Origin of the sequence: Spirillospora sp. NPDC029432 (genome assembly GCF_040703975.1) — a bacterium.
Lineage (GTDB): Bacteria > Actinomycetota > Actinomycetes > Streptosporangiales > Streptosporangiaceae > Spirillospora.
Map to the genome: position 1 here is coordinate 27334 of NZ_JBEZWH010000029.1, position 24605 is coordinate 51938.

The following is a 24605-nucleotide window of genomic DNA, read 5'->3' on the forward strand; positions in this document are numbered from 1 at the left end:
GGCGGGGACGCTAGTCAGCGCCCGCGGGGGCGTCTTGAACGTTCTTGCGCTCGGCGGCGTCCAGCCCCGCCTCGATCACCGCGTTCATGATCTTGGCGAGATGGCCGGCGGCGAGCGAGGGGGCGCGCTCGGCCATCGCGGCGACGATCAGCCGCTCGCGCTCGGGGTCGCGGCCGGCGAAGCCGCCGACCGGCTTGAGCCGCTGGACGACCCCGGCGACCGCGGCGCGCCGCTCCAGCAGCGCGGCCAGGGCGGCGTCGATGCCGTCGATGGCGGCGCGGGCGTCGGCCAGCGTGGCCAGGCGGTCGGTGCGGGGCAGCGCCACCGTCAGTTCCTCGGTGGCGGCGGTGGTGGGTTCGCTCATCGGTCGTCCCTCTCAGGCGTGTACGGCGTGACGGGTGCGGCGCCGCGGCCGGCGCGCCGGAGGGGGTGCCTGCCCGGGGCCGCGCTCGCAAGAGAAAAGGCAGAGTCCGCGGGACTCTGCCTTCGGCCGGCTCCGGGGTCGTCGCTCAGGTCGCGGCGACCGGCTCGCCCGGAGCCGGCTGCGTAAACCCGAAATAGCGACGTTCCATGGCCGCAATGGTAGGCGACCGGCGGGCGGCGGCGCCAACCCGTGGACCTGAGGTCTCAGCTCGTGAGACGGGAGCGGTCGCGCAGAGAGCTAGCATTCCAGGCATGACAGGCGAGGTCGCACATTACTGGAGCCATCCCGGCCTGCCCGGGGTCGACCTGCTGCGCGCCCGCTACGTGACCCACCGCTACGACCGGCACACCCACGACGAGTACGCCATCGCCCTGATCGAGGACGGCGTCGAGGAGTTCGAGTACGCGGGCCGCACGCTGCGCGCCGGGCCGGGCTCGATCGCGCTGGTCAACCCCGGCGTGGTGCACACCGGGCAGGCCGGCGTCCCCGAGGGCTGGGCGTACCGCGTGCTCTATCCCACCATCGAGGTGATGAGCGCGGTCGCCGCCGACCTCGGCGCGCCGCCCGGCACCCCGCACTTCCCCGAGACGCTGGTCGTGGACCCCGAGGCGGCCGGGCTGCTGCGCGCCGTCCACCGCGCCGGCGAGCACGGCGACGCGCTGGCGACCTCCTCGCTGTTCCGCGCGGCCGCGGCGAGCCTGCTGCGGCACGCCGGGCACCTCCCGGACGGGCCGGCGGAGGCGCGGATGCCCGCGGCCGTCCGCCGGGCGCGGGAGATCCTGCACGAGAGCCTGCTGGACCCGCCCCGCCTGGACGAGCTGGCCGAGGCCGTGGGCGTCGGGACGTTCCAGCTGGCCAGGGCGTTCCGGGCGGTCACGGGCCTGCCGCCGCACGCGTACCTGAACCAGGTCCGGGTGCGCCGCGCCCGCGGCCTGCTGGACGCGGGGATGCGCCCGGCGGAGGTCGCCGCCCGGACCGGGTTCGCCGACCAGGCGCACCTGACCCGGCACTTCAAGCGGACCGTCGGGGTGCCGCCCGGCGCGTACCGCGAGGGCCGCGCGACCGCCTGACCGGGTCACGCGCGGTGCCCGGAACGAACCGGTGCGTAACGGTCCGGTGCGGGCCGGGCGCGTGCCGGAGTGTCGGGGTACGAGGCCGCCCCGAGGAGGGTTAGGCTCTCAGGACCGCGTCGACCCGGACCCCGATCCGGGTCGGCGATCTTCCCCCGGAGACCGACCTTCGCGACACGTGCCACCCGCACGTGGGCGGTCGCATGCGATGACAGGCTGCCGAGTCAGCTGTTGAGATCAGGAGGCGCACGAGGCATGGCCGACTCGTTCGTACATCTGCACGTCCATACCGAGTACTCGATGCTGGACGGCGCCGCCCGGCTGAAGCAGATGTTCGAAGAGGTCGGCCGGCAGAAGATGCCGGCCATCGCGATGACCGACCACGGCAACATGCACGGCGCCTACGACTTCCACAAGCAGGCGACGGCCGCCGGGGTCACCCCGATCATCGGCATCGAGGCGTACATGGCGCCCGAGTCCCGCTACCACAAGAAGAAGGTCCAGTGGGGGGAGCCGAGCCAGAAGCGCGACGACGTCTCCGGCGGCGGCCTGATCAACCACAAGACGCTGTGGGCCCGCAACAAGACGGGCCTGCACAACCTCTTCAAGCTCTCCAGCCGCGCGTTCACCGAGGGCTTCGTGTTCAAGTACGCGCGGATGGACGAGGAGCTGCTGGCCGAGCACGCCGACGGCCTGATGGCCACCACCGGCTGCCCGTCCGGCAAGGTGCAGACCCGGCTGCGGCTGGGCCAGTTCGACGAGGCGCTGAAGGCCGCGGCCACGTTCCAGGACATCCTCGGCAAGGAGAACTACTTTCTGGAGCTGATGGACCACGGCCTGGACATCGAGAAGCGCGTCCGGCAGGGCCTGATCGACATCGGCAAGAAGCTGAACATCCCGCCGGTGGTCACCAACGACTCGCACTACACCCACGAGAGCGAGGCCACCGCGCACGACGCGCTGCTGTGCGTCCAGGTGGGCAAGCAGCTGGCCGACCCCGACCGGTTCCGGTTCGACGGCAGCGGCTACTACCTCAAGACCGCCGACGAGATGCGGTCGATCGACACCTCCGACATCTGGCAGGAGGGCTGCCGCAACACCCTCCTGATCGCGGAGAAGGTCGACCCGGAGGGCATGTTCGAGTACCGGGACCTCAGCCCCCGCTTCCCCGTCCCTGAGGGCGAGACCGAGGAGAGCTGGTTCCGCAAGGAGGTCTGGAAGGGCCTGGAGCGGCGCTTCCCCGACGGCCTGCCCGACGGCTACAAGGAGCAGGCCGAGTACGAGATGGACGTCATCCTCGGCAAGGGGTACCCGTCGTACTTCCTCGTCGTGGCGGACTTCATCATGTGGGCCAAGGAGAACGGCATCCTGGTCGGCCCCGGCCGAGGCAGCGCCGCCGGCTCGCTGATCGCGTACGCGATGGGGATCACCGACCTGGACCCGATCCCGCACGGCCTGATCTTCGAGCGGTTCCTCAACCCCGAGCGCGCGTCGATGCCCGACATCGACATCGACTTCCCTGAAGACCGGCGGGCGGAGGTGATCCGCTACACCACCGAGAAGTGGGGGGCGGACAAGGTCTCGTTCATCGCCACGTTCGGCACCATCAAGGCGAAGGCCGCCATCAAGGACGCCGGCCGCGTCCTGGGCTTCCCGTACGCGCTCGGCGACCGGATCTCCAAGGCGTTCCCGCCCGCCGTGATGGGCAAGGACATCCCGCTGTCGGGGATCTTCGACGAGAAGCACCCGCGCCACAGCGAGGCGGGCGAGCTGCGCAAGCTCTACGAGGAAGAGCCCGACGTCAAGCAGATCATGGACCTGGCGCAGGGCCTGGAGGGCCTGATCCGGCAGACCGGCGTGCACGCGGCCGGGATCATCATGTCCGGTGAGACGATCACCGACCATGTGCCGATCATGCGCCGGGACGCCGACGGCGCGATCATCACGCAGTTCGACTATCCGACCTGCGAGACGCTCGGCCTGCTCAAGATGGACTTCCTGGGCCTGCGCAACCTGACGATCATCGACGACGCGCTCAAGGGCATCAAGAAGAACAAGGGCATCGACGTCGACCTGCTCGCCCTGGAGCTGAACGACCAGCCGACCTACGACCTGCTGGCGCGCGGCGACACCCTCGGGGTGTTCCAGTTCGACGGCGGCCCGATGCGCTCGCTGCTGCGGCTGATGAAGCCGGACAACTTCGAGGACATCTCCGCGGTCGGCGCGCTCTACCGGCCCGGCCCGATGGGCGCCAACTCGCACACCAACTACGCGCTCCGCAAGAACGGCCAGCAGGAGATCACCCCGATCCACCCGGAGCTGGAGGAGCCGCTCAAGGAGATCCTCGGCACCACCTACGGCCTGATCGTCTATCAGGAGCAGGTCATGGCGATCGCGCAGAAGGTGGCGGGCTACACGCTCGGCAAGGCGGACCTGCTCCGCCGCGTCATGGGCAAGAAGAAGAAGGCCGAGCTGGACGCCCAGTTCGAGGGCTTCGAGGCGGGCATGGTCGCCAACGGCTACTCCAAGGAGGCCGTCAAGACGCTGTGGGACATCCTCGTCCCGTTCTCCGACTACGCGTTCAACAAGGCGCACTCCGCCGCGTACGGGCTGGTCTCGTACTGGACGGCCTACCTCAAGGCGAACTACCCGGCCGAGTACATGGCGGCGCTGCTCACCTCGGTCGGCGACGACAAGGACAAGAGCGCGCTCTACCTGAACGAGTGCCGCCGGATGAAGCTGACGGTGCTGCCCCCGGACGTCAACACGTCCGAGGCCGACTTCACCCCGATCGGCGACACCGAGATCCGGTTCGGCCTGTCGGCGGTCCGCAACGTCGGCACCAACGTGGTCGAGGGCATCGTGGCGGCGCGCAAGGAGAAGGGCGCCTACACCGACTTCAACGACTTCCTCAACAAGGTCCCGCCGATCGTGTGCAACAAGCGGGTGGTGGAGTCGCTGATCAAGGCCGGCGGGTTCGACGAGCTGGGGCACCAGCGCAAGGCCCTCCTCATGGTGCACGAGCAGGCCATCGACTCGGTCATCGACATCAAGCGCAAGGAGGCCATCGGCCAGGACTCGCTGTTCGGCGCGCTGGAGGACGACGGCGGCGAGGACGCGTTCGCGGTGGCGATCCCCGAGGGCGAGGAGTGGGACAAGACCACGCTGCTGGCCTTCGAGCGGGAGATGCTCGGCCTGTACGTGTCCGACCACCCGCTGCTGGGCGTGGAGCACATCCTGGAGCGCGAGGCCGACTGCACCGTCGCCGCCCTGAACGAGGGCGGCCGCCCCGACGGCCAGGTCGTGATCGTCGCCGGCCTGCTGAGCGGCCTGCAGCGCAAGGTCACCAAGCAGGGCAACTCGTGGGCCATGTTCCAGCTGGAGGACCTGGCCGGCTCGATCGAGGTGATGTGCTTCCCCTCGTCGTACCAGCTGTGCTCCACCCTCCTCGCCGAGGACGCGATCCTGGTCGTCAAGGGCCGGCTGGACCGCCGCGAGGACGTCGCCAAGATCATCGCGATGGAGGTGACCCAGCCGGACCTCACCGTCACCGACGCGACCGGCCCGCTCTCGGTCACCCTCCAGATCGGCCGCGTCTCCCCACCCCTGGTGTCGCGCCTCAAGGAGGTCCTGGTGACCCATCCCGGCACCGCCGAGGTGCACCTGCACCTCCAGAACGGCCCCAGGACGACGGTCGTCCGCCTGGACGACAGGCTGCGCGTGGCCCCGTCCCCGGCCCTGATGGGCGACCTGAAGCAGCTCCTAGGCCCCTCCTGCCTGAGCTGACCCCGCGTCGCGCCCCGGCCGACCCTCCGGCCGGGGCGTCCCGGTTCAGAGGCTCGCCGGGGTCAGTTCCGACCGCCACTCGATGAAGCGGCCCAGGCCGTCGAAGTGGGCGTGGGCGGTGCCGCCGCCGGGGAGGTCGATCTCGGTGCGGCCCTCGGTCTCGCGGTAGCCGACGCGGTGGCGGCTGAGGAGGCGGGCGAGGGTGAGCCGGGGGTCGCGCGGGAAGAGGCTGACGGCGTTCATCAGGAGGCGGGGGATCGGGACGGGGTCCCAGACCGCGGGCGGCGCCTGCGGGTCGTCCACGTGGAGGTAGGCTGAGCCGCCGTCGTAACCGGCGCCGATGTAGCCGCCGCCGCCGAGGACGCCGCCGGCGGCCATGGCGAGCAGTTCGCCGCCGTGCCCGGCCGGGCCGTCGTACCAGCTCAGGTCCACTTCGGGGGTGGTGAACTCGGGGATGCCGAGCCGGGCGCCGAGGCCGCGGATGGCCAGGGTGGGCTCGACCGCCGGATGGGATTCGCCGAACTGGGGGTTGGCCCAGCCCCACAGCCAGGTGCGCTCGCGGGCGGCGTAGCTGCCCAGCAGCGCCACCTGGACCGTGACCCCGCCGCTGGTGTAGGTGCGCGCGGTGAGGTCGGCGCTCCAGTCCTCGCGCGGCAGGAACTCCGCCAGCGTCTCCTGCTGCTGGAGGACCACCGCCGCGAGCGCGGCGCCGAGGCGTTCGAACGCAGGGCTGAATCCGGACATGTCGGGCACATTATCTCAGTAGTCGGGCCGCTCGGCGGCGTGAACGGGGCAGCATCCGGTTGTCGATCGGCCGGTCGGGCCAGGCTAGGCTTTCGCTGTTCCGGCCAACCGTCAAAAGGAGCGTACGAGGTGCGGCGACCGACCGTGCGGACCTTGCGGACCTGGGCGGTCACCACCCTGATCATCGCACTTCTCGGCGTGCCCGCCGGGCTGCTCTGGGCGGAGATCTCCCCGAAGGTGACCTACGTGGTCGTCCAGGGCCGCGCGCTGCTGGCCGATCCCGAAGGTCAGGGGCCCATCGGGGTGGACGGCCGGTTCGCGCTGATCGCCCTCGTCGCGGGCCTGGCGTGCGGCGCGGCGGCCTACCTCGCCGGCGGCCGCGGGAACGACATCGCGCTGCTGTTCGGGCTGGCGGCGGGCGGGCTGGCGGCCGCCCTGGTGGCGTGGCGGCTCGGCCAGCACATCGGCCTGGACGCCTTCCAGCGCGCCGTCCGGCGGGCCCCCGACGGCCGCACCCTCACCGGGGCGGCGGAGCTGCGCGCGACCGGCCTGCTGGTGCTCTGGCCGATGGTCGCGGTGGGCCTGTACGCGGTGCTGGAGGGGCTGGTGAAGCGGCTACCCGCGGGCGATTCCCGCGGTTCCGGCGCCGGTGAGCCGGATGAGGTCGGCGGGGGCGAGCTCGATCTGCAGTCCGCGCCGGCCGGCCGAGACGTAGACGGTCGGAAAGGCTGAGGCGGACTCGTCCACCACGGCCGGCAGCCGGCGGCGCTGGCCGAGCGGGCTGATCCCGCCCACCACGTACCCGGTGGCGCGCTCGGCGTCCTTGGGGTCGGCCATCCTCGCCTTCTTGCCGCCGGCGGCCGCGGCCAGGGCCTTGAGGTCGAGCGTGGCCGAGACCGGCACGACCGCCACGGTGAGGGCGCCGTCCACCTCGGCGAGCAGCGTCTTGAACAGCCGCTCGTGCGGGACGCCCAGCGCGTCCGCCGCCGCCTGCCCGTACGACTCCGCGGCCGGATCGACCTCGTAGGGGTGGAGGTCGTAGTCGATGCCCGCCTTGGCCGCGGCCACCGTCGCGGGAGTCCCCTTGCCCTTGCCGTTCCTGGACTTGCCTGAGCTCATGGGACCAGTGTGCCGCCGATGATCGCCGGGCGCCCGCGGGTTTCCGGGCGGCGCCTCAGTTGGGGTGGAACGAGGTGTCCAGGAACTGCCCGGCGGGGACGGTCCGCAGCGACCTCAGCAGCCGGGTCTCGCGGGCCAGCAGCTCCTGGAGGGCGCCCAGCCGGATGGCGGCGTCCTCGGCCTCCAGCAGCCGCTGCTTGTCGTGGCCGTCCAGGACGGCGGCCGCGGCGACCAGGTACGACAGCCGCACCGGGTCGTCGGGGAGGGCGGCCGGCTCGGCGATCTCGGCGCCCGCCGCCGCGAGCCGGTGCCGGTAGAGCCGGAACAGCATCCGGACGCGGTCCGCGCACGGGCCGGGATCGGCGCCGGCCTCCTCGGGGAGGAACTCGACCTCGCCGCGCAGGTACGGCCGCGACCGGTCCAGCTCCTTGATCCGGAACCGGGACGCCCCGACGGTGACGATGTCGTACCGGCCGTCCGGACGGCCGTTGACGCCGTGCACCTCGGCGGCGCAGCCGACCTCGGCCAGCCGCATCCCGGCGGTGTCGCCGACCTCGTGGCCCAGCTCGATGCCCACGATCCCGAGCCGCCGCGGCTCGGGCCGCTCCAGCAGGTCGCGGACCAGCAGCCGGTAGCGCTCCTCGAACAGGTGCAGCGGGAGCACCAGCCCCGGGAACAGGACCGTGCCCAGCGGGAACAGCGGAAGCCGCTCAGTCACCGCACAACCCCCCACACGCTCGCCTCTGGCGTGCGTTCATCGAAAGAGCGCCTCGGTGTCAGCGTACGCCGGGTTCGATGATCATGAAACGGTGAAATTCTCAGATACTGAAGAGTCTCCGGCGGGCCACTGATCGCGGATTGGCCGTTCCTCACGCCGCTCGGCCCCGGCTAGCGTCGCGGACATGCGAATGCTCGTCGTCGACGCCTTCACCGACCGCCCCTTCGCCGGCAACCCCGCCGGCGTGTGCCTGCTGGACGCCCCGGCCGACCCCGCGTGGATGCAGCGGGTCGCCGCGGAGATGCGGCACTCGGAGACCGCCTTCGTCCGCCCCCTGGAGGGCGACGCGGAGGCCGGCCACGAGCTGCGCTGGTTCACGCCGTCGGTCGAGGTCGCCCTCTGCGGCCACGCCACCCTGGCGAGCGGCCACGCGCTCTACTCGACCGGCCTGGTCCCCGCCGGCCTGCCGATCCGGTTCCGGACGCTGCACAGCGGGGTGCTGACCGTGCGCCAGGGGGAGGGCGGCCTGGAGATGGACTTCCCCGCCGACCCGCCCGAGCCCGTCCCGGCCCCCGCCGGATTGGCCGGGGCGCTCGGCACGGAGATCGTCTGGTGCGGCCGCAACGGCCAGCCCGACCTGCTGGCCGAGGTCGCCGACGAGAACACCGTGCGCGGGCTGGCCCCCGACCTCGACGCGCTCGGCCGCTTCGGCGCCCGCGTCGTGATCGTCACCGCCCCCGCCGCGCCCGGGAGCCCGTACGACTTCGTCTCGCGGGCCTTCGGCGCCGCGGTCGGCGTCGGCGAGGACCCGGTGACCGGGTCCGCGCACTGCGCGCTCGCCCCGTACTGGACGGGGAAGCTCGGCCGCGACACGCTGACCGGCTACCAGGCGTCCGAACGCGGCGGGCTCGTCGGCACCCGCCTGAGCGGCGGCCGCGTCGTCCTGTCCGGCACGGCGGTGACCGTCCTGGACGGCGAATGGGCGGCGCCCGGCCGCTGAACGCCCGGTGTGAGACTGGTCGCACGGGGCGTCTCGGCACGTGAGACGATGCGCGGGAGTGCGGTGGTCGTTCGTAGACTGGACGGGTGATTTCCCGTATCGACCTGCGCGGCTCGCTCCCCGGCGACCTGCGCTCCGTGCTGCCCCGCGCCGAACTCGACGTCGAGGCCGCCCTCGAGAAGGTGCGGCCGATCTGCGAGGACGTGCGCCATCGGGGCGCCGCGGCGGTACTGGAGCACACGCGGAACTTCGACGGCGTCGAGCTGGAGAGCGCCCGCGTCCCCGTCCAGGAGATCCACCGGGCGCTGGCGGCGCTCGACCCGGCGCTGCGCGACGCGCTGGAGGAGGCGATCCGCCGCACCCGGCTGGTCCACGCCGACCAGCGGCGCACCGACACCACCACCCAGGTGGTGCCGGGCGGCACGGTCACCGAGCGGTGGGTGCCGGTACGCCGGGTCGGCCTGTACGTGCCGGGCGGCCAGGCCGTCTACCCGTCCAGCGTGATCATGAACGTGGTGCCGGCGCAGGAGGCCGGGGTCGAGTCCCTGGCCGTGACGTCCCCGGCCCAGAAGGAGTTCGGCGGGCTGCCGCACCCCTCCATCCTGGCGGCGTGCGCGCTGCTCGGCGTCGAGGAGGTGTACGCGGCGGGCGGCGCCCAGGCGGTCGCGATGTTCGCGTACGGCACGGAGGAGTGCCCGCGCGCGGACCTGGTCACCGGGCCCGGCAACGTCTACGTGGCCGCCGCCAAGCGGCTGCTCAAGGGCGTGATCGGGATCGACTCCGAGGCCGGCCCGACCGAGATCGCGGTGCTGGCCGACGCGACCGCCGACCCGGCGCACGTGGCCGCCGACCTGATCAGCCAGGCCGAGCACGACACGCTCGCCGCCGCCGTCCTGGTGACCGACGCGCCCGGGCTGGCCGACGCGGTCGAGACCGAGCTGAAGGCCCAGGTCGAGCGGACCAGGCACGTCGAGCGGATCACCGCCGCGCTGGCCGGCCGGCAGTCCGGCATCGTGCTGGTCGACGACCTGGAGGACGGACTGAAGGTCGTCGACGCCTACGCCGCCGAGCACCTGGAGATCCAGACCGCGGACGCCCGCGCGCTGGCCGCCCGGGTCCGCAACGCCGGCGCGATCTTCATCGGCCCGCACGCGCCGGTGTCGCTGGGCGACTACCTGGCCGGGTCCAACCACGTGCTGCCGACCGGCGGCTGCGCCTGCCACTCCTCGGGGCTGTCGGTGCAGTCGTTCCTGCGCGGGATCCACGTCGTGGAGTACGACGAGGCCGCCCTCGCCGAGGCCACCGCGCGCGTCGTGACGCTGGCCGAGGCCGAGGACCTGCCCGCCCACGGCGCCGCCCTCAAGGCCCGCTTCGGCTGGGACATCCCGGCGGCCCCGCGGGGAGGGGACGCCTCGTGACGTCCCTGAACGACCTGCCGCTGCGCGACGACCTGCGCGGGCTCAGCCCGTACGGGGCGCCCCAGCTGGACGTCCCGTACGCGCTCAACACCAACGAGAACCCGTACCCTCCGTCCGAGCGCCTGGTGAAGGCCCTCGGCGAGGCGGTCGCGGACGCGGCCGGGCGGCTCAACCGCTACCCCGACCGCGACGCCGTGGCGCTGCGCGAGGACCTGGCGGCGTTCCTGAACGCCGACACGCCCGGCGCCGGGCTCACGGCCGGGCAGGTGTGGGCGGCCAACGGCTCCAACGAGATCATCCAGCAGATCCTGCAGGCGTTCGGCGGCCCCGGCCGCAGCGCGGTCGGCTTCGAGCCGTCGTACTCGATGCACCCGATCATCACCCGGGTCTCGGGCACCCGCTGGATCGACGCGCACCGCGACGAGGACTTCGGCCTGGAGCCCGAGCGGGCCGTCGCGGCGATCGAGGAGCACCGGCCCGACATCGTCTTCCTGACCTCGCCGAACAACCCGACCGGCACCGCCCTGCCGCTGGAGTCGATCGAGGCGGTGCTGGCGGCGGCGCCCGGCATGGTCGTGGTGGACGAGGCGTACGCCGAGTTCCGCCGCGCCGGCACCCCGTCCGCGCTGACGCTGCTGCCGGGCAACCCGCGGCTGATCGTCACCCGGACGATGTCCAAGGCGTTCGCGATGGCCGGCACCCGCCTCGGCTACCTGGCCGCCGACCCGGCCGTCCTGGAGGCGCTGCTGCTGGTCCGGCTGCCGTACCACCTGTCGGCGGTCACCCAGGCCGTCGCCCGCACCGCCCTCGCGTACGGCGGCGAGCTGCTCGGCTCGGTCGAGCGGCTGCGCGCCGAGCGCGACGCCCTCGTGGCGTGGCTCCGTTCCGAGGGCTGCACGGTCGCCGACTCCGACGCCAACTTCGTGCTGTTCGGGCGCTTCCCCGACCGCCGCCGGACCTGGGAACAGATGCTCGAACGCGGGGTGTTGATCCGGGAGGTCGGCCCGCCGGAGTGGCTGCGCGTCAGCGTCGGCACCCCCGAGGAGATGGCCGCCTTCCGGACCGCCCTGACCGCAGTGAAGGAGATTTCGTGAGTCGCACCGGCCGCATCGAGCGGGGCACCAAGGAGACGCAGGTCCTGGTCGAGATCGATCTGGACGGGACCGGCGCCGTCGACGTGGCCACCGGTGTCGGGTTCTTCGACCACATGCTGGCCCAGCTGGGCAAGCACGGGTCGTTCGACCTGACCGTCAAGACCTCCGGCGACCTGTACATCGACAGCCACCACACGATCGAGGACACCGCGATCGCGCTGGGCCAGGCGTTCCGCCAGGCCCTCGGCGACAAGTCGGGCATCCGGCGGTTCGCCGACGCGTCGATCCCGCTGGACGAGGCGCTCGCCCAGGTGACGGTGGACGTGTCCGGCCGCCCCTACCTGGTGCACGTCGAGCCCGAGGGCATGGCCCCGATGATCGGCCCGGAGTACGACACCACCATGACCCGGCACATCTTCGAGTCGTTCGTGTCCAACGCCCAGGTCGCGCTGCACGTCCACGTCCCGTACGGCCGCAACGCCCACCACATCGTCGAGGCCCAGTTCAAGGCGCTGGCCCGGGCGCTGCGCGACGCCGTCGCGTTCGACCCGAAGGTGCACGGCATCCCGTCCACCAAGGGGGCGCTGTAGCCGTGACCATCGGCGGCCTCGAGTTCACCTACGGCAACGTCCTGCTCTTCGGCCTGGCCGTGTTCCTGCTGATGGGCGTGATCAGCTTCATCAAGCAGGGCCTCAAGATCGCCGCGGTGGTGGTCTTCGTGCTGATGGCGCTGGCCTTCGCGGCGGGGGTGATGAACCTGTGAGCGGGAGCGGCAAGAGCATCGTCATCCTCGACTACGGCTCCGGCAACCTGCGCTCCGCCGAGCGCGCCGTCGCCCGGCACGGCGTCGACGTCACCGTCACGCCCGACTGGGACGCGGCGCTGGCCGCCGACGGGCTGATCGTCCCGGGCGTGGGCGCGTTCTCGGCCTGCATGGAGGGCCTGCGCGCCGTCCGCGGCGACCAGATCATCGGCCGCCGGCTGGCCGGCGGCCGGCCGGTGCTGGGCATCTGCGTCGGCATGCAGATCCTGTTCGCCAAGGGCATCGAGCACGGCGTCACCACCGAGGGCTGCGCCGAGTGGCCCGGCACCGTCGACCGCCTGGAGGCGCCGGTGGTGCCGCACATGGGCTGGAACACCGTCGACGCGCCCGAGGGCAGCGCGCTGTTCCGCGGCCTGGACGCCGGCACCCGGTTCTACTTCGTCCACTCCTACGCGGCCCGCCGCTGGGAGCTGGAGCCCGACCCGTCCGGCCTGATCCGGCCGCCGCTGGTCACCTGGGCCGAGCACGGCGACCGCTTCGTCGCGGCCGTCGAGAACGGGCCGCTGTGCGCCACCCAGTTCCACCCGGAGAAGTCCGGCGACGCCGGCGCCGAGCTGCTGAAGAACTGGCTCGCCACCGTCTCCTGAGCCCCGTCTCCCACCGTCGATAAGGTCTATCCTCATGACACTCACGCTCCTTCCCGCAGTCGACGTCGCCGACGGCCAGGCCGTGCGCCTGGTCCAGGGCGAGGCCGGCACCGAGACCTCGTACGGCGCGCCGCTGGAGGCCGCGCTGGCCTGGCAGAGCGCGGGGGCGGAGTGGATCCATCTGGTCGACCTGGACGCCGCGTTCGGCCGCGGCTCCAACCGGGAGCTGCTCGCCGAGGTCACCGGCCGGCTGGACGTGAAGGTGGAGCTGTCGGGCGGCATCCGCGACGACGCCTCCCTGGAGGCCGCGCTCGCGACCGGCTGCGCCCGCGTCAACATCGGCACCGCCGCGCTGGAGGACCCGGAGTGGTGCCGCAAGATCATCGCTTCCCATGGCGACAAGATCGCGGTCGGGCTGGACGTGCGCGGCACCACGCTCGCCGCGCGCGGCTGGACCCGCGAGGGCGGCGACCTGTGGGAGGTCCTGGACCGGCTGGAGGACGACGGCTGCCCGCGGTACGTGGTCACCGACGTCACCAAGGACGGCACGCTGCGCGGCCCCAACACCGGGCTGCTGCGCGAGGTCTGCTCCCGTACCGCCAAGCCCGTGATCGCGTCCGGCGGCGTCTCGTCCCTGGACGACCTGCGCGCCCTCGCCGGCCTCGTGCCCGATGGGGTCGAGGGGGCGATCGTCGGCAAGGCGCTGTACGCGCGGGCGTTCACCCTCGAAGAGGCGCTCGAGGCCGTGAAGTGATCGAGCGGATCTCCTCCGGCGGGCCGTGGGAGGACGAGTTCGGCTACTCCCGCGCCGTCATGGCCGGGAACCTGGCGCTCGTCGCCGGCTGCACCGCCACCGTGGACGGCAAGGTCGTGCACGTCGGCGACCCGTACGAGCAGACCCGGACCGCGTTCCAGATCGCGCTGTGGTCGCTGGAGCGGCTCGGGCTGACCCGCAACGACGTCGTCCGCACCCGGATGTTCATCACCCGGGCCGGCGACTCCGCCGACGTCGGCCGGGCGCACGGCAGCCTGTTCAAGCACGTCCGCCCGGCGGCGACCATGCTCGTCGTGGCGGGGCTGATCGACCCGCGCATGCTGGTCGAGGTCGAGGTCGAGGCGTACCGGGGGGATCAGTGAGCGTGGCCGTGCGGGTGATCCCGTGCCTGGACGTGGACGCCGGGCGCGTGGTCAAGGGCGTCAACTTCCAGAACCTGCGGGACGCCGGGGACCCGGTCGAGCTGGCCCGCCGGTACGACGCGGAGGGCGCCGACGAGCTGACGTTCCTGGACATCACGGCGTCCAGCGGCGACCGCTCCACCACCTACGAGGTGGTGCGGCGGACGGCCGAGCAGGTGTTCATCCCGCTGACCGTCGGCGGCGGCGTGCGCACCGTCGAGGACGTCGACCGGCTGCTGCGGGCGGGCGCCGACAAGGTGTCGATCAACACCGCGGCGATCGCCCGGCCCGAGTTCCTGCGGGAGGCGGCGCACCGGTACGGCTCGCAGTGCGTCGTGCTGTCGGTGGACGCCCGGCGCGCCGAGGGCACCGGGAGCGGTTTCGAGGTCACCACGCACGGCGGCCGCAAGGGTACCGGGATCGACGCGGTCGAGTGGGCGCGGCGCGGCGAGGAGCTGGGCGTGGGGGAGATCCTGCTCAACTCCATGGACGCGGACGGCACCAAGGCCGGGTTCGATCTGGAGATGCTGCGGCGGGTGCGGGCGGCGGTGACCGTCCCGGTGATCGCCAGCGGCGGCGCCGGGGCGCTGGAGCACTTCCCGCCGGCGGTCGCGGCGGGCGCGGACGCGGTGCTGGCCGCCAGCGTGTTCCACTTCGGCGAACTGAAGATCTCCGAGGTCAAGGACGCGCTGCGGGCGGCGGGCAGCCCCGTCCGCTGACGGTCACGCGGTCCGCTTGACCATGCCGGCCGCGGCGCCGTCCAGGCCCCAGGCGAACACCGCCCGCGGATGGATGCGGATCACCTCGGGGCTGACGCCGGCCGGGGTGTCCTGGCCAGTGAGGGCCTCGGCGCGGCCGCGGATCTCGATGCCGCGCACCCGCCACGGCCGGACCGACATCAGGTCGTCGATCACCAGGGAGACCTGGTCGTTGCCCTGGACGTTGCGGAACTTGCGGGTGGCGGCCAGGTTGAGGCCGTGGATGTCGACGGTCCCGAGCTCGTCGTTGATCCGGAACCCGACGGGGTTGTTCTGCGGGTCGCCGTGCGGGCCGACCGTGGCCAGCCGGCCGAGGCGCTGGGTGGACAGGTACTCGCGTTCGATCTCCGTGAACTCCATGCCTCCAGGCTCGAACATCAACCGAGGTCGAGGTCAAGCCCGGAGGCCGGAGACGTGATCGTCAGCACACGCTGTCGCGCGGGGCGGGGTTGGCCAGGCCGAACAGGGAGCGGGCGCGCAGCCCCACGAAGGTGCCGCCGAGCGCCACCAGGCCCCACAGCCAGCCGTGCAGGCTGCCGGAGGCGATCCCGGCCAGGTAGGCGCCGATGTTGCAGCCGCCGGCCAGCCGGGCGCCGATGCCCATGAGGATCCCGCCGAGGACGGCGGCCGCGGCCGTACGCGCCGGGATGTCGCGGTGCAGCGTCCAGGCGCCGCTCGCGGCGGCGGCGACGGCGGCGCCGAGCATGATCCCGATGTCGGTGAGGCTGGTCTTGTCGGCCAGTACCGGCCCGGCCAGCTGCGCGGCCTGGCGGGGCGCCTCCCAGTACGTCCAGGTCTCCGGCTGGAGCCCGATCAGCTGCAGGAACTTGGCGCCCCACAGCGCGAACGCGCTGGTGATTCCCCAGGCGCCGCCGGACACCAGCAGGACGGCGCCGCCGAGCGCCGCCAGCACCAGGGCGCCGGCGAGCAGCGGCCAGGAGCCGCGGACGATCCGGAGCGGCCCGCGGGCGGTGGGGACGGTGCCCACCGGCGGCGGGTTGCGGCGCTTCTGGATCACGCGGGTGAGCGCGGCCACGGCTGCCAGCGCGGCGATGGTGACCGCCCAGGATCCGAACCAGCCGATGTGCTCGGACATGACCACGCCGGGGACGGCCGGCAGGTCCTTCACCAGGTCGAACTGCCAGGTGTAGAGGATCGAGCCGGCGATGAAGCCGCCGAGCGTGAGCACGATCGCCGACTGGCCGGAGCCGATCGCGAACAGCGTGCCGGACGCGCAGGCGCCGCCCAGCTGCATGCCGATCCCGAACAGGAAGGCCCCGGCCAGCAGCGCGACGCCGAGATCGCCGTCCGAGGGCGCCGGGGTGGAGCCGAACAGGCCCGTGCCGGTGCCGATGATCAGCGCGAAGAGGGTGGCGGTGGTGCCGAGCAGGAGCGCGTGGGCGCGCAGCCCGGTGCCGTTCCCGACGGCGACGAGCTGCCGCCAGGCGGAGGTGAAGCCGAACCGGGAGTGGAACAGCGCCAGCCCGAGGCCGAGCCCCAGCAGCAGGAGCACGCCCTGCTTGGCGCCGTGCTGCCACCACACGTACGCGGCGAGGGCGGCCGAGCCGAGCCCGGCGACCAGCAGCGGGAGGCGGTTGACGGGCTTCAGGGCGTCCGCGGGCGGGGGCGGGGCGGAGGTGGGCGGCGGGGACGGGAGGCGCAGGCGCGCGGGCAGCGTCGCGGACAACGTGGATCTCCAGGGAGCGAACGGGACCGGCGGCGCGCGAGGGGCCGCGCGGTCTGATCGGGGAGGCGGGGGAGGGGCGGCGGGGCGGCGGGACGGACGTCAGAGCCGTCAGAGCCGTTAGAGCCGTCAGGGCCGACGGTGGCGCCGCGGACGACACAGGCCGTCGTCGACGCAGGCCAGCGCCATGGTGAACAGCACCATGCGCAGGCTCGCCGTGGTTCCGGAACCGATCATAATCCCGACATTCTACCTAGGGTTCACCGGGAAGGCCCAGCCCGGCCTCCTCGTCCGGGGCGGGGGACGCCGACTCCGGCGGCCGCTCCGCGACCGGGAGCAGGATCGCCGACGGGTGGTCCGGGTCGTGGAAGACCTCCTGGTCGGCGGGGACCGACGCGCGCGCGGTCGCGATCGGCTCGCCGGTGCCGGGGTTGGCCGCCACCTTCGGGTACGCGCCGCTGGTCACGTGGACGCGGACGCGGTGCCCGCGGCGGAACCGGTGCCCGGCCGGCCACAGGTCGATCGCCAGCCGCCGCACGCCCGCCGTCCCCACCGGCTTGTCGGCGGCCGGGCGGGCGGGGTCCAGGCGCAGGCCGCCCTCGCAGACGTTCCGGGACGTGCCGTCCGGCGCCACGTCGCAGAGCCGGACGATGAAGTCGGTGTGCTCCCGGTCCGACCGGACGAACAGGTCGGCGCCGACCGGCCCGACGACGTCCAGGTCCTCGTCCAGCACGGGCGAGGAGAAGACCAGCACGTCCGGGCGCCGCTCCAGGGGCCGGTTGTCCACGGGCCTGGAGCTTCCCAGCAGCGTCGGGCCGCCGAGCGCGGGCGTGGGCCGGGCGGGCTGGAACCGGTACCGGCTGGGCGGCGCCTGCCGCGGCCCGTCCTCGCCGAGGCCGCCTCCCGCGTGCAGGTGCCAGCGCTCCTGCCGCATCCCGGGCGGCGGCCAGTCGCGGTAGTCGCGCCACTCGCGCGCCCCGGTCACGTACACCCGGACGGGGTCGGCGCGCAGCCCCGAGGGGTCGCCGCGCAGGTGGGCGCGGAACCAGGCCAGGGACTCGCGGAACGCCACCAGGCCGTGCCGCGCGTCGGCGTGCCACCACGGGCCGATCGTCAGGTACGGGCGGTGCCCGGCCGCCCGCAGCGCCAGGTAGTCCCTGAGCTCCCAGGGCAGGAACACGTCGTACCAGCCGCCGACCATCGACACCGGCGCCGCGACCTCGCCGACCGTGCCGCTGAAGTCCCGCTTGAGCCAGTACGCCGAGCCCGGGTCGCGGTGGGCGGCGAGGAGGTCCTGGTAGAAGCGCATCGGGGTGCCGCCGGTCAGCACGTCCAGTTCGGAGAGGGGCCGCCCGGTGCGGGCGGCGCGGATCGCGCGGCGCCGCGACAGCAGGGGAGCGGTGAGCATCCCGAACCGCCGCTGCTGCCGGTGGGTCAGGTCGGTCCAGGTCAGCGTGGACTCCAGCGCGAACGAGCCGCCGACGTACGCCGCGTCCCGGAACGAGGAGGCGGTGACCTGAACCGCCATCGCCTTCAGCTCGGGCCCGGCCTCGGCGGCCAGGGCCCACGCCGCGTACCCCAGGTAGCTGGCCCCGTACATGGCGAACGTCCCGCCGAACCACGGCCGCTCCCGCAGCCACGCCACGGTGGCGAGCCCGTCGTCGTGCTCGCTGCCGAGCGGGTCGAACTCGCCCTCGGACCCGAACGTCCCGCGCGCGCTCTGCACGACCAGCTGGAACCCGAACGGGACGAACGGCAGCCCGTTGAGCACGGCCGCCGGCCCGCGCCGCCCGTACGGGGTCCGCACCAGGATGGTCGGCGGCGGGCGGCGCGCCCCGAGCGGGACGTACCGGTCGGCGAGCAGCGTCGCCCCGTCCGGCATGGTGACCGGCAGGTCCCGCTCCACGTGGTACGGCCGGAGCCGGCGGGCGCGTTCGCGGGCGCGGGAGGCGCGCCGCGAGGGGGCGGCGGAAGGATCCCTCAGGGCCATGTCCGGTCTCCAGAACGGGGGCTACCGCCTAGTAACGTAACCGTTTCCGCGCGCCGCGACACCTGCCCTGGGCGGGCCGCCCGGGATCGGCGGCCGGGATCAGCCGCCGCCGCCGGCCCCGTTGGAGATCTTGACGACGACGTTCTCCTTCGTGACCGACTCGACCGTGACGTTGAACCCGTCGGCCTGCTCGCCCTCGCCCACCGGGACGGTGACCTGCTGGCCGGCGATCTTCATGGTGACGTTCTGCCCCTGCACGCTCACCAGCTCGGCCTTGACGCCGAGGATGGACGCGCTCGCCTCGACGCCGCGGTCGAAGGTCACCGTGCAGGAGTTGAGGTTGCAGTCGGTCTGTGTGCCCTCGCCACCGCAGGCGGCGGCCGCACCGAGCGGTAGCAGGACCAGGGGCAGTACGGCCAGGGTCCGTCGCAGAGGGGAGATCATGGCTGCGAGTCTAGACGGCGGCCCCCGCTCCGCCCCCCTCCCCGGGAGGGAACATCGGGGGGCGGAAAGTAGTACTCCGCGGGGATGGCGGATCAGCCGCCATGCCCGGCGCCGTGCTGCCCGCCGCCTCCGCCGCCGTGGTCGTCACCCTTGACGATCTTGCCGCCGACGTCCTTGCGCAGCGTCTCCAGGATCTGCGGGGTGGCGACGGCGACCCACTTCGGGCCGACCAGGTACGTGCCGCCCCACGGCTTGGCCTCGGTGAGCCATGAGTCCCGGGTCTTGTCGGAGGTGAAGCTGACCAGCACGTACCGGCCCTTGCCGGTCTTGCACTGGCCCTGTCTCAGCTCCGCCGCCTTGCGCGTGCCGGTGAGCGTGCAGCCGGTCCGCTGGGCCAGCTGCTCGATCGTGGCCTCCTTGGCGGCCGGAGCCCCGTCCGTGCCGTGCCCGCCGTGCCCGCCCGAGCAGCCGGCGGCCGCCGGCGGCGCGAGGGCGGCACCGCACAGCAGCACGGTCCTGACCGGGGTGTGGAACAAGGAGCCCATGGGCCGTCCTTCCGCGATGCAGATGCGCGATTCGACGGAAGGTACGCAGCGGCGGCGGGCCGGGTTCAGCGCCGCGGCCGCGGATCACATCGGCCGCTCACATCAGGCGGCTCGCGGCGGTCGCGCGCACGCCGGGGTCCTCGGCGGCGTCATGGTGCAGGCGCTGCATGCGGATGCGCGTCTCGGCGGTGACGGGCGCGGTCCGGACGGCGACCTCCCGGACGCCCTCCTCGCAGTCCCACAGGCCCTCGACGGTGAACGACTCGGCGGTGTGGGGGGCGGTGCGGGTCAGCGCGGTCAGCACCCGAGGCCGCAGGTAGGAGTAGGCCGACTCGGTCCAGGCGTCCTTCAGCAGCGGGACGGCCTCGCCCGCCCGCAGTCTCCCCAGGCCCTCGATGGGTCCGGCGGCATCACCCCAGTCGCGGCGTTCGAGGGCGCCGTGCAGCTCGTTCATCAGCAGGGGGATGTCCTGGCGGGTGCCGTGCCTGGCGAGGATCCGCAGGCCGATGCCGGCGCAGCCGCCGTGCGTCGCCGCCCACGCGCGCGCACGAGGCAGCACCTCCGGCCCGTACTCGCGCAGCGCCCGGCACACCGCGCCGCCCCATCTGCCGGGACGCTGCGGCAGCAGCTCCTCGGCCAGGTCGAGCAGCCCCGGCGCGCGCCGCCGGCCCAGCTCGAAGATCGCGGCCACGGCGCCGTCGTCGCGCCGCCTGGCCAGGTCCAGCAATTCCGCATCGGTACGTTCCGCCCGCCCACCGCGTACCGTGGCGCCGCCGCCCGCGGGCCGCCGCGGCCGCCCGGCCGCCCGGCGTTTGGCCAGCGCGTCGGCGATCCGCGGCTGCCGCGCCGCCCAACTCTCGATCACCGCGCCGCGCGCGCCCGCCGCGCCCGCCACCAGGCAGTCGAGCAGGAACTCGTCGCAGCGGTCCGCGGCCAGCGCGTCCAGGCCGCCGGCCAGCGCCGGATCGCCCAGGTCCGCCAGCGCGTCCAGGGCGTCGAACCAGTGCGTGCCCTCCTCGGCGTACCGCCGCAGCGGCACCGCGGCCTCCCGCCGGCTCAGCCGCACCAGCTCCGCCAGCACGTCCAGCGCCAGCTGGACGCGCCACTCGTCGCCGTCGTCCTGGTCGGCGGGGTCGAAGAGGTGCTCGGCCACCGGCCCCGCCGGCAGCTCCAGGTCGACCATCAGCCGGGCGTAGTAGAGGCCGCGCTCCTCGCACTGCCGGTCCCAGCGCGGATCCCTGCGTATGCAGTCGTAGACGTACTCGCCCGCGCCCGGAGTGTCGGCGGCGCGCCGCGCCGCCCGGCCCAGACCTCGCTGCAGCTGACCGTGCAGCGTGCCCGCTGTTTGCATCACGACCTCGTTGTTCACGACAGCAGAATGCGCACCTGACCAGATAACGGGCAAGTGCTTTAGCCCTGATCGTTGTCCGTTGACCGGATCAGATCGCCCGCTGGGCGATCCACGAGGCGTGCAGATCGGCGTAGACGCCGGGCTCGGCGACCAGTTCGGCGTGCGGGCCGCGCTGGACGATCCGGCCCGCGTCGAACACGATCACCTCGTCGGCCGCCTCCGCCGTCGACAGCCGGTGCGCGATCGAGATCGCCGTACGGCCCCGGGTCACCCCGTCCAGCGCCCGCTGGATCCGGACCTCGGTGGCCGGATCGACCGCCGAGGTGGCCTCGTCCAGGACGAGCAGGTCCGGGTCGGCGATGTACGCCCGGGCCAGCGCGACCAGCTGCCGCTCGCCGGCCGACAGGGACTCGCCGCGCTGCCCCACCGGCGTCTCCAGGCCGCGCGGCAGCCCGTCCAGCCAGTCGGCCAGGCCCAGCTCGGTCATGGCCAGCACGAGGTCCTCGTCGGAGGCGTCCGGCCGGCCGTACCGGATGTTGTCGGCGAGCGAGGCGTCGAACAGGAACCCGTCCTGCGGCACCATCACGATCCGCTCCCGCAGCGAGGAGAACCGGACGCGCTCCAGGGGCACGCCGTCGACGAGCACCCGACCGGACACCGGGTCCATGAGCCGGGTCAGCAGCTTGGCGAACGTGGTCTTGCCCGATCCGGTCTCGCCCACGATCGCGACCCTGCTGCGCGGCGCGATCGCCGCGTTCACGTCGTGCAGGACGGGCGGCCCACCCGGGTAGGCGAACCCCACGCCCTCGAACCGGACCTCGATCGGTCCGCGCGGCAGCACCTCGCCGTCCTCGCCGGGATCGGCCACGTCCGGCTCGGTGTCCAGGACGCCCAGGACGCGCCGCCAGCCGGCGATCGCGTTCTGCGCCTCGTTCAGGACCTCCGTGGCGGTCTGCATGGGGCTGACGAACAGCGTGACCAGGAACAGGAACGCCACCAGCTTCCCGGCCGTCAGGTGCCCGCCCACGCCCAGCAGCGTCCCGGCCACCACCACGCCCGCGGTGGCCGCCGCCGCGACCAGCTCGCTGGACGGGAACGTCAGCGCCACCAGCCCCTGCGCCTTCGTCTGCGCCTTGCGGGTGGCGTTCACCGTCCGGTCGACCCGCTCGGCGGTGCGCTCCTCCGACCCGTACGCGCGGATCACCGGGGCGCCCACGACCGACTCGCTGACCGCCGCCAGCAGGTCGCCCGTCCGCTCCCGGACCTGCGTGTACGCGGCCGACACCAGCCGCTGGAACCAGCGCAGCGCCAGCGCCAGCGGCAGGAACGTCAGCCACACCAGCAGCGTCAGCTGCCAGGAGTAGACCGCCATCAGCACGCTGGCCACCACCAGCTGCCCCAGCGAGACGACGATCATCAGACCGCCCCACTGCATGAACTGGCTGATCTGGTCGACGTCGCCGGTCACCCGCGACACCAGCGCGCCGCGCCGCTCCCCGCTCTGGGTGAGCATCGACAGGTCGTGCACGTGCCGGAACGCCTTGACCCGCAGCGTGGCCAGGCCGGTCTCGGTGGTCTTGTAGAGCCGCACGTTCATCAGGTACGCGCTCAGCGCCGTGATCCCCACGGCCACCGCGCACAGCAGCACGGCGGTCCGGATGAAGTCCACGTCGGGCCCGCCCGCGGCGCCCAGGCCCCTGTCGAGGGTCTGCTGGACGGCGATCGGCACCACCACCCGGCCCGCGGTCGCGACCAGGGCCAGCAGCAGCGTCCCGGCCAGCCCCGCCTTGAACTCCGGGCTCAGCCGCAGCCCCCGGCCGAGCGTGCTGAGCGCGCCCTCGCCGGCGGCGACCTCGTTCAGCGTCGTCATCGCAGCGCCTCCACTTCCTCGCCCTCCTCGCCGCCGGGGCGCCCGCCGGGCCCGGCGGCGTCCTGCGCGTCCTCCGCGTCGGCGTCCAGGGCCTCCTGCTCGGCCTCGGCGCGCTCGTAGGCGTTGACGAGGTTGCGGTAGCCCTCGGAGCGGTCCAGCAGCTCCGCGTGGGGGCCGCGGTCGATCACGCGGCCGTGCTCCATGTAGACGACCTCGTCCGCCAGGGCGATCGTGGCCTTGCGGTAGGCGACCACGACCACCGTCGCGCCGCCCTCACCGCTGTCCTGCGCGTCCCGGATGCCCTGCAGGATCCGGGCCTCCACCTGCGGGTCGACGCTGGACGTCGCGTCGTCCAGGACCAGCAGGCGCGGCCGCCGCACCAGCGCGCGGGCCAGCGCGAGCCGCTGCCGCTGGCCGCCCGACAGCGTCGCGCCGCGCTCCCCGACCCTGGTGTCCAGGCCGCCGGGGAGGGCCGCGACGAACCCGTCCGCCTGGGCCAGCCGCAGCGCCGCCCAGACCCGCTCGTCCGGCACGTCCAGCCCGAGGGTCACGTTGCCCCGGACGTCGTCGTCGAACAGGAACGTCTGCTGCGGCACCAGCGCGGCGGTCGCGGCGATCCCGCCCCGCCGGACGTCGCGCGCGTCCACCCCGTCCAGCAGGACCGACCCGTCGGCCGGGTCGACGAGCCGGACCAGCAGGGACGTCAGCGTGGACTTCCCGGAACCGGTCGGGCCGACGACCGCGACGGTGCGGCCGGGCTCGGTCGCGAAGCTGATGTCGTGCAGGACCGTGGTCGTGGCGGACCGCCCGCCGGCCGCGTCCTCGCGGTCCCCGGCGCCCTCGTCCGCCTCGTCGCGCTCGCCCGCCGTCTCGTAGGCGAAGCGGACCTCGCGGACCTCCAGGGCGGCCGCCTTGCCGACGCCCTCGCCGTCCAGGCCGTCCTCGCCGTACGGCAGGGAGCCGCCCGCGTCCAGGACGCCGCGGACCCGCCGCCAGCCCACCACGCTGCGCGGCACCTCGGCCAGCACCCAGCCGAGCGCCCGGATCGGCCAGGCCAGCAGGGTGAACAGGTACGCCACGTGGACCAGGTCGCCGGCCGTCATCGCGCCGGCCTCCAGCCGGACGGAACCGACCAGCAGCACGGCCAGCACGCCCAGGTTCGGCAGCGCCTCCAGGACCGGGTCGAACAGCCCGCGCACCCGCCCCACCGAGATGTTCGCGTCGCGCAGCGCGTCCGCGGCGGCGGCGAACCGCTCGGTCTCGGACCGCTCGCGGCCGAGGGTCTTGACCACCAGGCCGCCCTCGAAGCTCTCGTGCGCGACCTCGCTGACCTCGGCGCGCAGCTGCTGGGCGCGGGTGGCCACCGGCGCGAGCCTGCGCTGGTAGAGGACGTTGAGCAGGGCGATGGCCGGGAACACCAGGAACCCGACGACCGCGACCGTCACGTCGGTCAGCACGATGGACACCGCCGCGATCACCAGCATGAACACCACGCCGACGGCCATCGGGAGCGGCGCGATCGGCGCCCAGGCCGCCTCCACGTCGGCGTTGGCGTTCGACAGCAGCTGCCCGGTCGGGTGGCGGTGGTGCCAGGCGAGCGGGAGCCGCAGGTACTGCCGGGTGACAGCGCGCCGGTAGCGCGCCTGCATCCGGTACTGCATGAGCCCCGCGAAGAACCGGCGGCCCGCCACGCCCAGCGCCTTGAACAGCGCCACACCCATGATCGCCACGGCGGCGGCGGCAAGCGCGCCCGCGGTGGTGTCACCGGACCGGAAGGCGGGCAGCATCACCTCCTCGGTCGCCCACCCGAGGACCTGCGCCGTCCCCACCGTCATCGCCGCGTACACCCCGCTGGCGATGACCGAGAGCGCGAACACCCGGGGCTCGGCGCGAATCGCCACCCCCAGTACCCGCATTCCCTCTCTGAGTATGCGCGGGTCGACGCGCGGTGACCCAGCTGGCACGGCCACTCCTCCTCATAGACCTCAAAAGCTCGACGCCCAG

At 73.5% G+C, this 24605-nt stretch carries 24 protein-coding genes; 12 read left to right on the top strand and 12 right to left on the bottom strand.

The features are described 5' to 3' along the window. Positions 1–10 precede the first annotated feature (10 nt). Positions 11–364: a chorismate mutase gene (locus tag AB0881_RS22710; RefSeq protein ID WP_366619563.1), complete on the bottom strand. Its 354-nt coding sequence runs from the start codon at positions 362–364 to the stop codon at positions 11–13. 311 nt (positions 365–675) lie between these two features. On the opposite strand from AB0881_RS22710, the gene AB0881_RS22715 reads away from it, so the two are divergent. Together AB0881_RS22715 and dnaE are read left to right on the top strand one after the other, a co-directional pair. Beyond that, positions 676–1494 carry an AraC family transcriptional regulator gene (locus AB0881_RS22715; RefSeq protein ID WP_366619565.1) on the top strand — a complete coding sequence of 273 codons (819 nt, stop codon included), beginning with the start codon at positions 676–678 and terminating at the stop codon, positions 1492–1494. Positions 1495–1749: 255 nt separating this feature from the next. Continuing rightward, positions 1750–5280 (top strand): DNA polymerase III subunit alpha, encoded by a 3531-nt coding sequence (gene dnaE / locus AB0881_RS22720; protein ID WP_366619567.1) that lies wholly within the window; start codon positions 1750–1752, stop codon positions 5278–5280. Between the two features lie 45 nt (positions 5281–5325). Here the strand turns inward: dnaE and AB0881_RS22725 are convergent, their stop codons facing one another. Further along, positions 5326–6024, bottom strand: a complete 699-nt coding sequence (locus AB0881_RS22725) for a DUF6882 domain-containing protein (protein ID WP_366619569.1) — start codon at positions 6022–6024, stop codon at positions 5326–5328. Positions 6025–6153: 129 nt separating this feature from the next. Here AB0881_RS22725 and AB0881_RS22730 point away from each other — a divergent pair, with 129 nt between their 5' ends. Continuing rightward, the gene (locus AB0881_RS22730; protein ID WP_366619571.1) at positions 6154–6756 is read left to right on the top strand and encodes a hypothetical protein; all 603 of its coding nucleotides are present in this window, start codon (positions 6154–6156) and stop codon (positions 6754–6756) included. Here AB0881_RS22730 and ybaK read toward each other — a convergent pair. Beyond that, positions 6640–7143 (bottom strand): Cys-tRNA(Pro) deacylase, encoded by a 504-nt coding sequence (ybaK, locus tag AB0881_RS22735; RefSeq protein WP_366619573.1) that lies wholly within the window; start codon positions 7141–7143, stop codon positions 6640–6642. The genes AB0881_RS22730 and ybaK overlap by 117 nt on opposite strands. Before the next feature lie 55 nt (positions 7144–7198). After that, entirely contained in the window at positions 7199–7861 is a 663-nt protein-coding gene (locus tag AB0881_RS22740) for an LON peptidase substrate-binding domain-containing protein (RefSeq protein ID WP_366619575.1), read from the bottom strand. 184 nt (positions 7862–8045) lie between these two features. On the opposite strand from AB0881_RS22740, the gene AB0881_RS22745 reads away from it, so the two are divergent. The 9 genes from AB0881_RS22745 (at position 8046) to hisF (ending at position 14678) form a co-directional block, all read left to right on the top strand. Next, positions 8046–8861, top strand: coding sequence for a PhzF family phenazine biosynthesis protein (locus AB0881_RS22745; protein WP_366619577.1), 816 nt, complete (start codon positions 8046–8048; stop codon positions 8859–8861). Positions 8862–8947: 86 nt separating this feature from the next. Then, a complete protein-coding gene (hisD, locus tag AB0881_RS22750; protein ID WP_366619579.1) occupies positions 8948–10279 on the top strand; it encodes a histidinol dehydrogenase in 1332 nt (443 codons plus the stop codon). Beyond that, positions 10276–11373, top strand: a complete 1098-nt coding sequence (locus AB0881_RS22755) for a histidinol-phosphate transaminase (RefSeq protein ID WP_366619581.1) — start codon at positions 10276–10278, stop codon at positions 11371–11373. The genes hisD and AB0881_RS22755 overlap by 4 nt, the downstream gene beginning before the upstream one ends. Then, positions 11370–11963: an imidazoleglycerol-phosphate dehydratase HisB gene (gene hisB, locus AB0881_RS22760; RefSeq protein ID WP_366619583.1), complete on the top strand. Its 594-nt coding sequence runs from the start codon at positions 11370–11372 to the stop codon at positions 11961–11963. The genes AB0881_RS22755 and hisB overlap by 4 nt, the downstream gene beginning before the upstream one ends. A 2-nt stretch (positions 11964–11965) precedes the next feature. After that, positions 11966–12136, top strand: coding sequence for a hypothetical protein (locus AB0881_RS22765; protein WP_366619584.1), 171 nt, complete (start codon positions 11966–11968; stop codon positions 12134–12136). Further along, positions 12133–12783, top strand: coding sequence for an imidazole glycerol phosphate synthase subunit HisH (hisH, locus tag AB0881_RS22770; RefSeq protein WP_366619586.1), 651 nt, complete (start codon positions 12133–12135; stop codon positions 12781–12783). Before AB0881_RS22765 ends, hisH begins: the two co-directional genes overlap by 4 nt. 28 nt (positions 12784–12811) lie before the next feature. Continuing rightward, positions 12812–13537 carry a bifunctional 1-(5-phosphoribosyl)-5-((5-phosphoribosylamino)methylideneamino)imidazole-4-carboxamide isomerase/phosphoribosylanthranilate isomerase PriA gene (priA, locus tag AB0881_RS22775; protein ID WP_366619679.1) on the top strand — a complete coding sequence of 242 codons (726 nt, stop codon included), beginning with the start codon at positions 12812–12814 and terminating at the stop codon, positions 13535–13537. After that, on the top strand, positions 13534–13920 hold the full coding sequence (locus AB0881_RS22780) for a RidA family protein (RefSeq protein ID WP_366619588.1): 387 nt from the start codon (positions 13534–13536) through the stop codon (positions 13918–13920). The genes priA and AB0881_RS22780 overlap by 4 nt, the downstream gene beginning before the upstream one ends. Beyond that, positions 13917–14678 carry an imidazole glycerol phosphate synthase subunit HisF gene (hisF, locus tag AB0881_RS22785; RefSeq protein WP_366619590.1) on the top strand — a complete coding sequence of 254 codons (762 nt, stop codon included), beginning with the start codon at positions 13917–13919 and terminating at the stop codon, positions 14676–14678. The genes AB0881_RS22780 and hisF overlap by 4 nt, the downstream gene beginning before the upstream one ends. 3 nt (positions 14679–14681) lie before the next feature. Here the strand turns inward: hisF and AB0881_RS22790 are convergent, their stop codons facing one another. The 8 genes from AB0881_RS22790 to AB0881_RS22825 all read right to left on the bottom strand — a co-directional run bounded on the left by AB0881_RS22790 (position 14682) and on the right by AB0881_RS22825 (position 24517). Beyond that, positions 14682–15077, bottom strand: a complete 396-nt coding sequence (locus AB0881_RS22790) for a PPOX class F420-dependent oxidoreductase (protein WP_366619592.1) — start codon at positions 15075–15077, stop codon at positions 14682–14684. Between the two features lie 61 nt (positions 15078–15138). Then, entirely contained in the window at positions 15139–16404 is a 1266-nt protein-coding gene (locus AB0881_RS22795; protein WP_366619594.1) for a YeeE/YedE family protein, read from the bottom strand. A gap of 250 nt (positions 16405–16654) precedes the next feature. Beyond that, entirely contained in the window at positions 16655–18391 is a 1737-nt protein-coding gene (locus tag AB0881_RS22800) for a CocE/NonD family hydrolase (RefSeq protein ID WP_366619596.1), read from the bottom strand. Between the two features lie 99 nt (positions 18392–18490). Next, entirely contained in the window at positions 18491–18835 is a 345-nt protein-coding gene (locus AB0881_RS22805; RefSeq protein WP_366619598.1) for a hypothetical protein, read from the bottom strand. Between the two features lie 92 nt (positions 18836–18927). After that, positions 18928–19380: a hypothetical protein gene (locus AB0881_RS22810; protein ID WP_366619600.1), complete on the bottom strand. Its 453-nt coding sequence runs from the start codon at positions 19378–19380 to the stop codon at positions 18928–18930. A gap of 97 nt (positions 19381–19477) precedes the next feature. Beyond that, entirely contained in the window at positions 19478–20749 is a 1272-nt protein-coding gene (locus AB0881_RS22815; RefSeq protein WP_366619602.1) for a hypothetical protein, read from the bottom strand. A 70-nt stretch (positions 20750–20819) separates the two neighbouring features. Beyond that, entirely contained in the window at positions 20820–22601 is a 1782-nt protein-coding gene (locus tag AB0881_RS22820; protein WP_366619603.1) for an ABC transporter ATP-binding protein, read from the bottom strand. Beyond that, entirely contained in the window at positions 22598–24517 is a 1920-nt protein-coding gene (locus tag AB0881_RS22825; protein ID WP_366619605.1) for an ABC transporter ATP-binding protein, read from the bottom strand. The genes AB0881_RS22820 and AB0881_RS22825 overlap by 4 nt, the downstream gene beginning before the upstream one ends. Between the last annotated feature and the right edge of the window lie 88 nt (positions 24518–24605).

Excerpts from the sequence above, each read along its gene's own strand:
- AB0881_RS22710 (WP_366619563.1), bottom strand. The coding sequence starts at position 364 with ATGAGCGAACCCACCACCGCCGCCACCGAGGAACTGACGGTGGCGCTG.
- AB0881_RS22715 (WP_366619565.1), top strand. The coding sequence starts at position 676 with ATGACAGGCGAGGTCGCACATTACTGGAGCCATCCCGGCCTGCCCGGG.
- dnaE (WP_366619567.1), top strand. The coding sequence starts at position 1,750 with ATGGCCGACTCGTTCGTACATCTGCACGTCCATACCGAGTACTCGATG.
- AB0881_RS22725 (WP_366619569.1), bottom strand. The coding sequence starts at position 6,024 with ATGTCCGGATTCAGCCCTGCGTTCGAACGCCTCGGCGCCGCGCTCGCG.
- ybaK (WP_366619573.1), bottom strand. The coding sequence starts at position 7,143 with ATGAGCTCAGGCAAGTCCAGGAACGGCAAGGGCAAGGGGACTCCCGCG.
- AB0881_RS22745 (WP_366619577.1), top strand. The coding sequence starts at position 8,046 with ATGCGAATGCTCGTCGTCGACGCCTTCACCGACCGCCCCTTCGCCGGC.
- AB0881_RS22790 (WP_366619592.1), bottom strand. The coding sequence starts at position 15,077 with ATGGAGTTCACGGAGATCGAACGCGAGTACCTGTCCACCCAGCGCCTC.
- AB0881_RS22800 (WP_366619596.1), bottom strand. The coding sequence starts at position 18,391 with ATGGCCCTGAGGGATCCTTCCGCCGCCCCCTCGCGGCGCGCCTCCCGC.
- AB0881_RS22805 (WP_366619598.1), bottom strand. The coding sequence starts at position 18,835 with ATGATCTCCCCTCTGCGACGGACCCTGGCCGTACTGCCCCTGGTCCTG.
- AB0881_RS22810 (WP_366619600.1), bottom strand. The coding sequence starts at position 19,380 with ATGGGCTCCTTGTTCCACACCCCGGTCAGGACCGTGCTGCTGTGCGGT.
- AB0881_RS22820 (WP_366619603.1), bottom strand. The coding sequence starts at position 22,601 with ATGACGACGCTGAACGAGGTCGCCGCCGGCGAGGGCGCGCTCAGCACG.
- AB0881_RS22825 (WP_366619605.1), bottom strand. The coding sequence starts at position 24,517 with ATGCGGGTACTGGGGGTGGCGATTCGCGCCGAGCCCCGGGTGTTCGCG.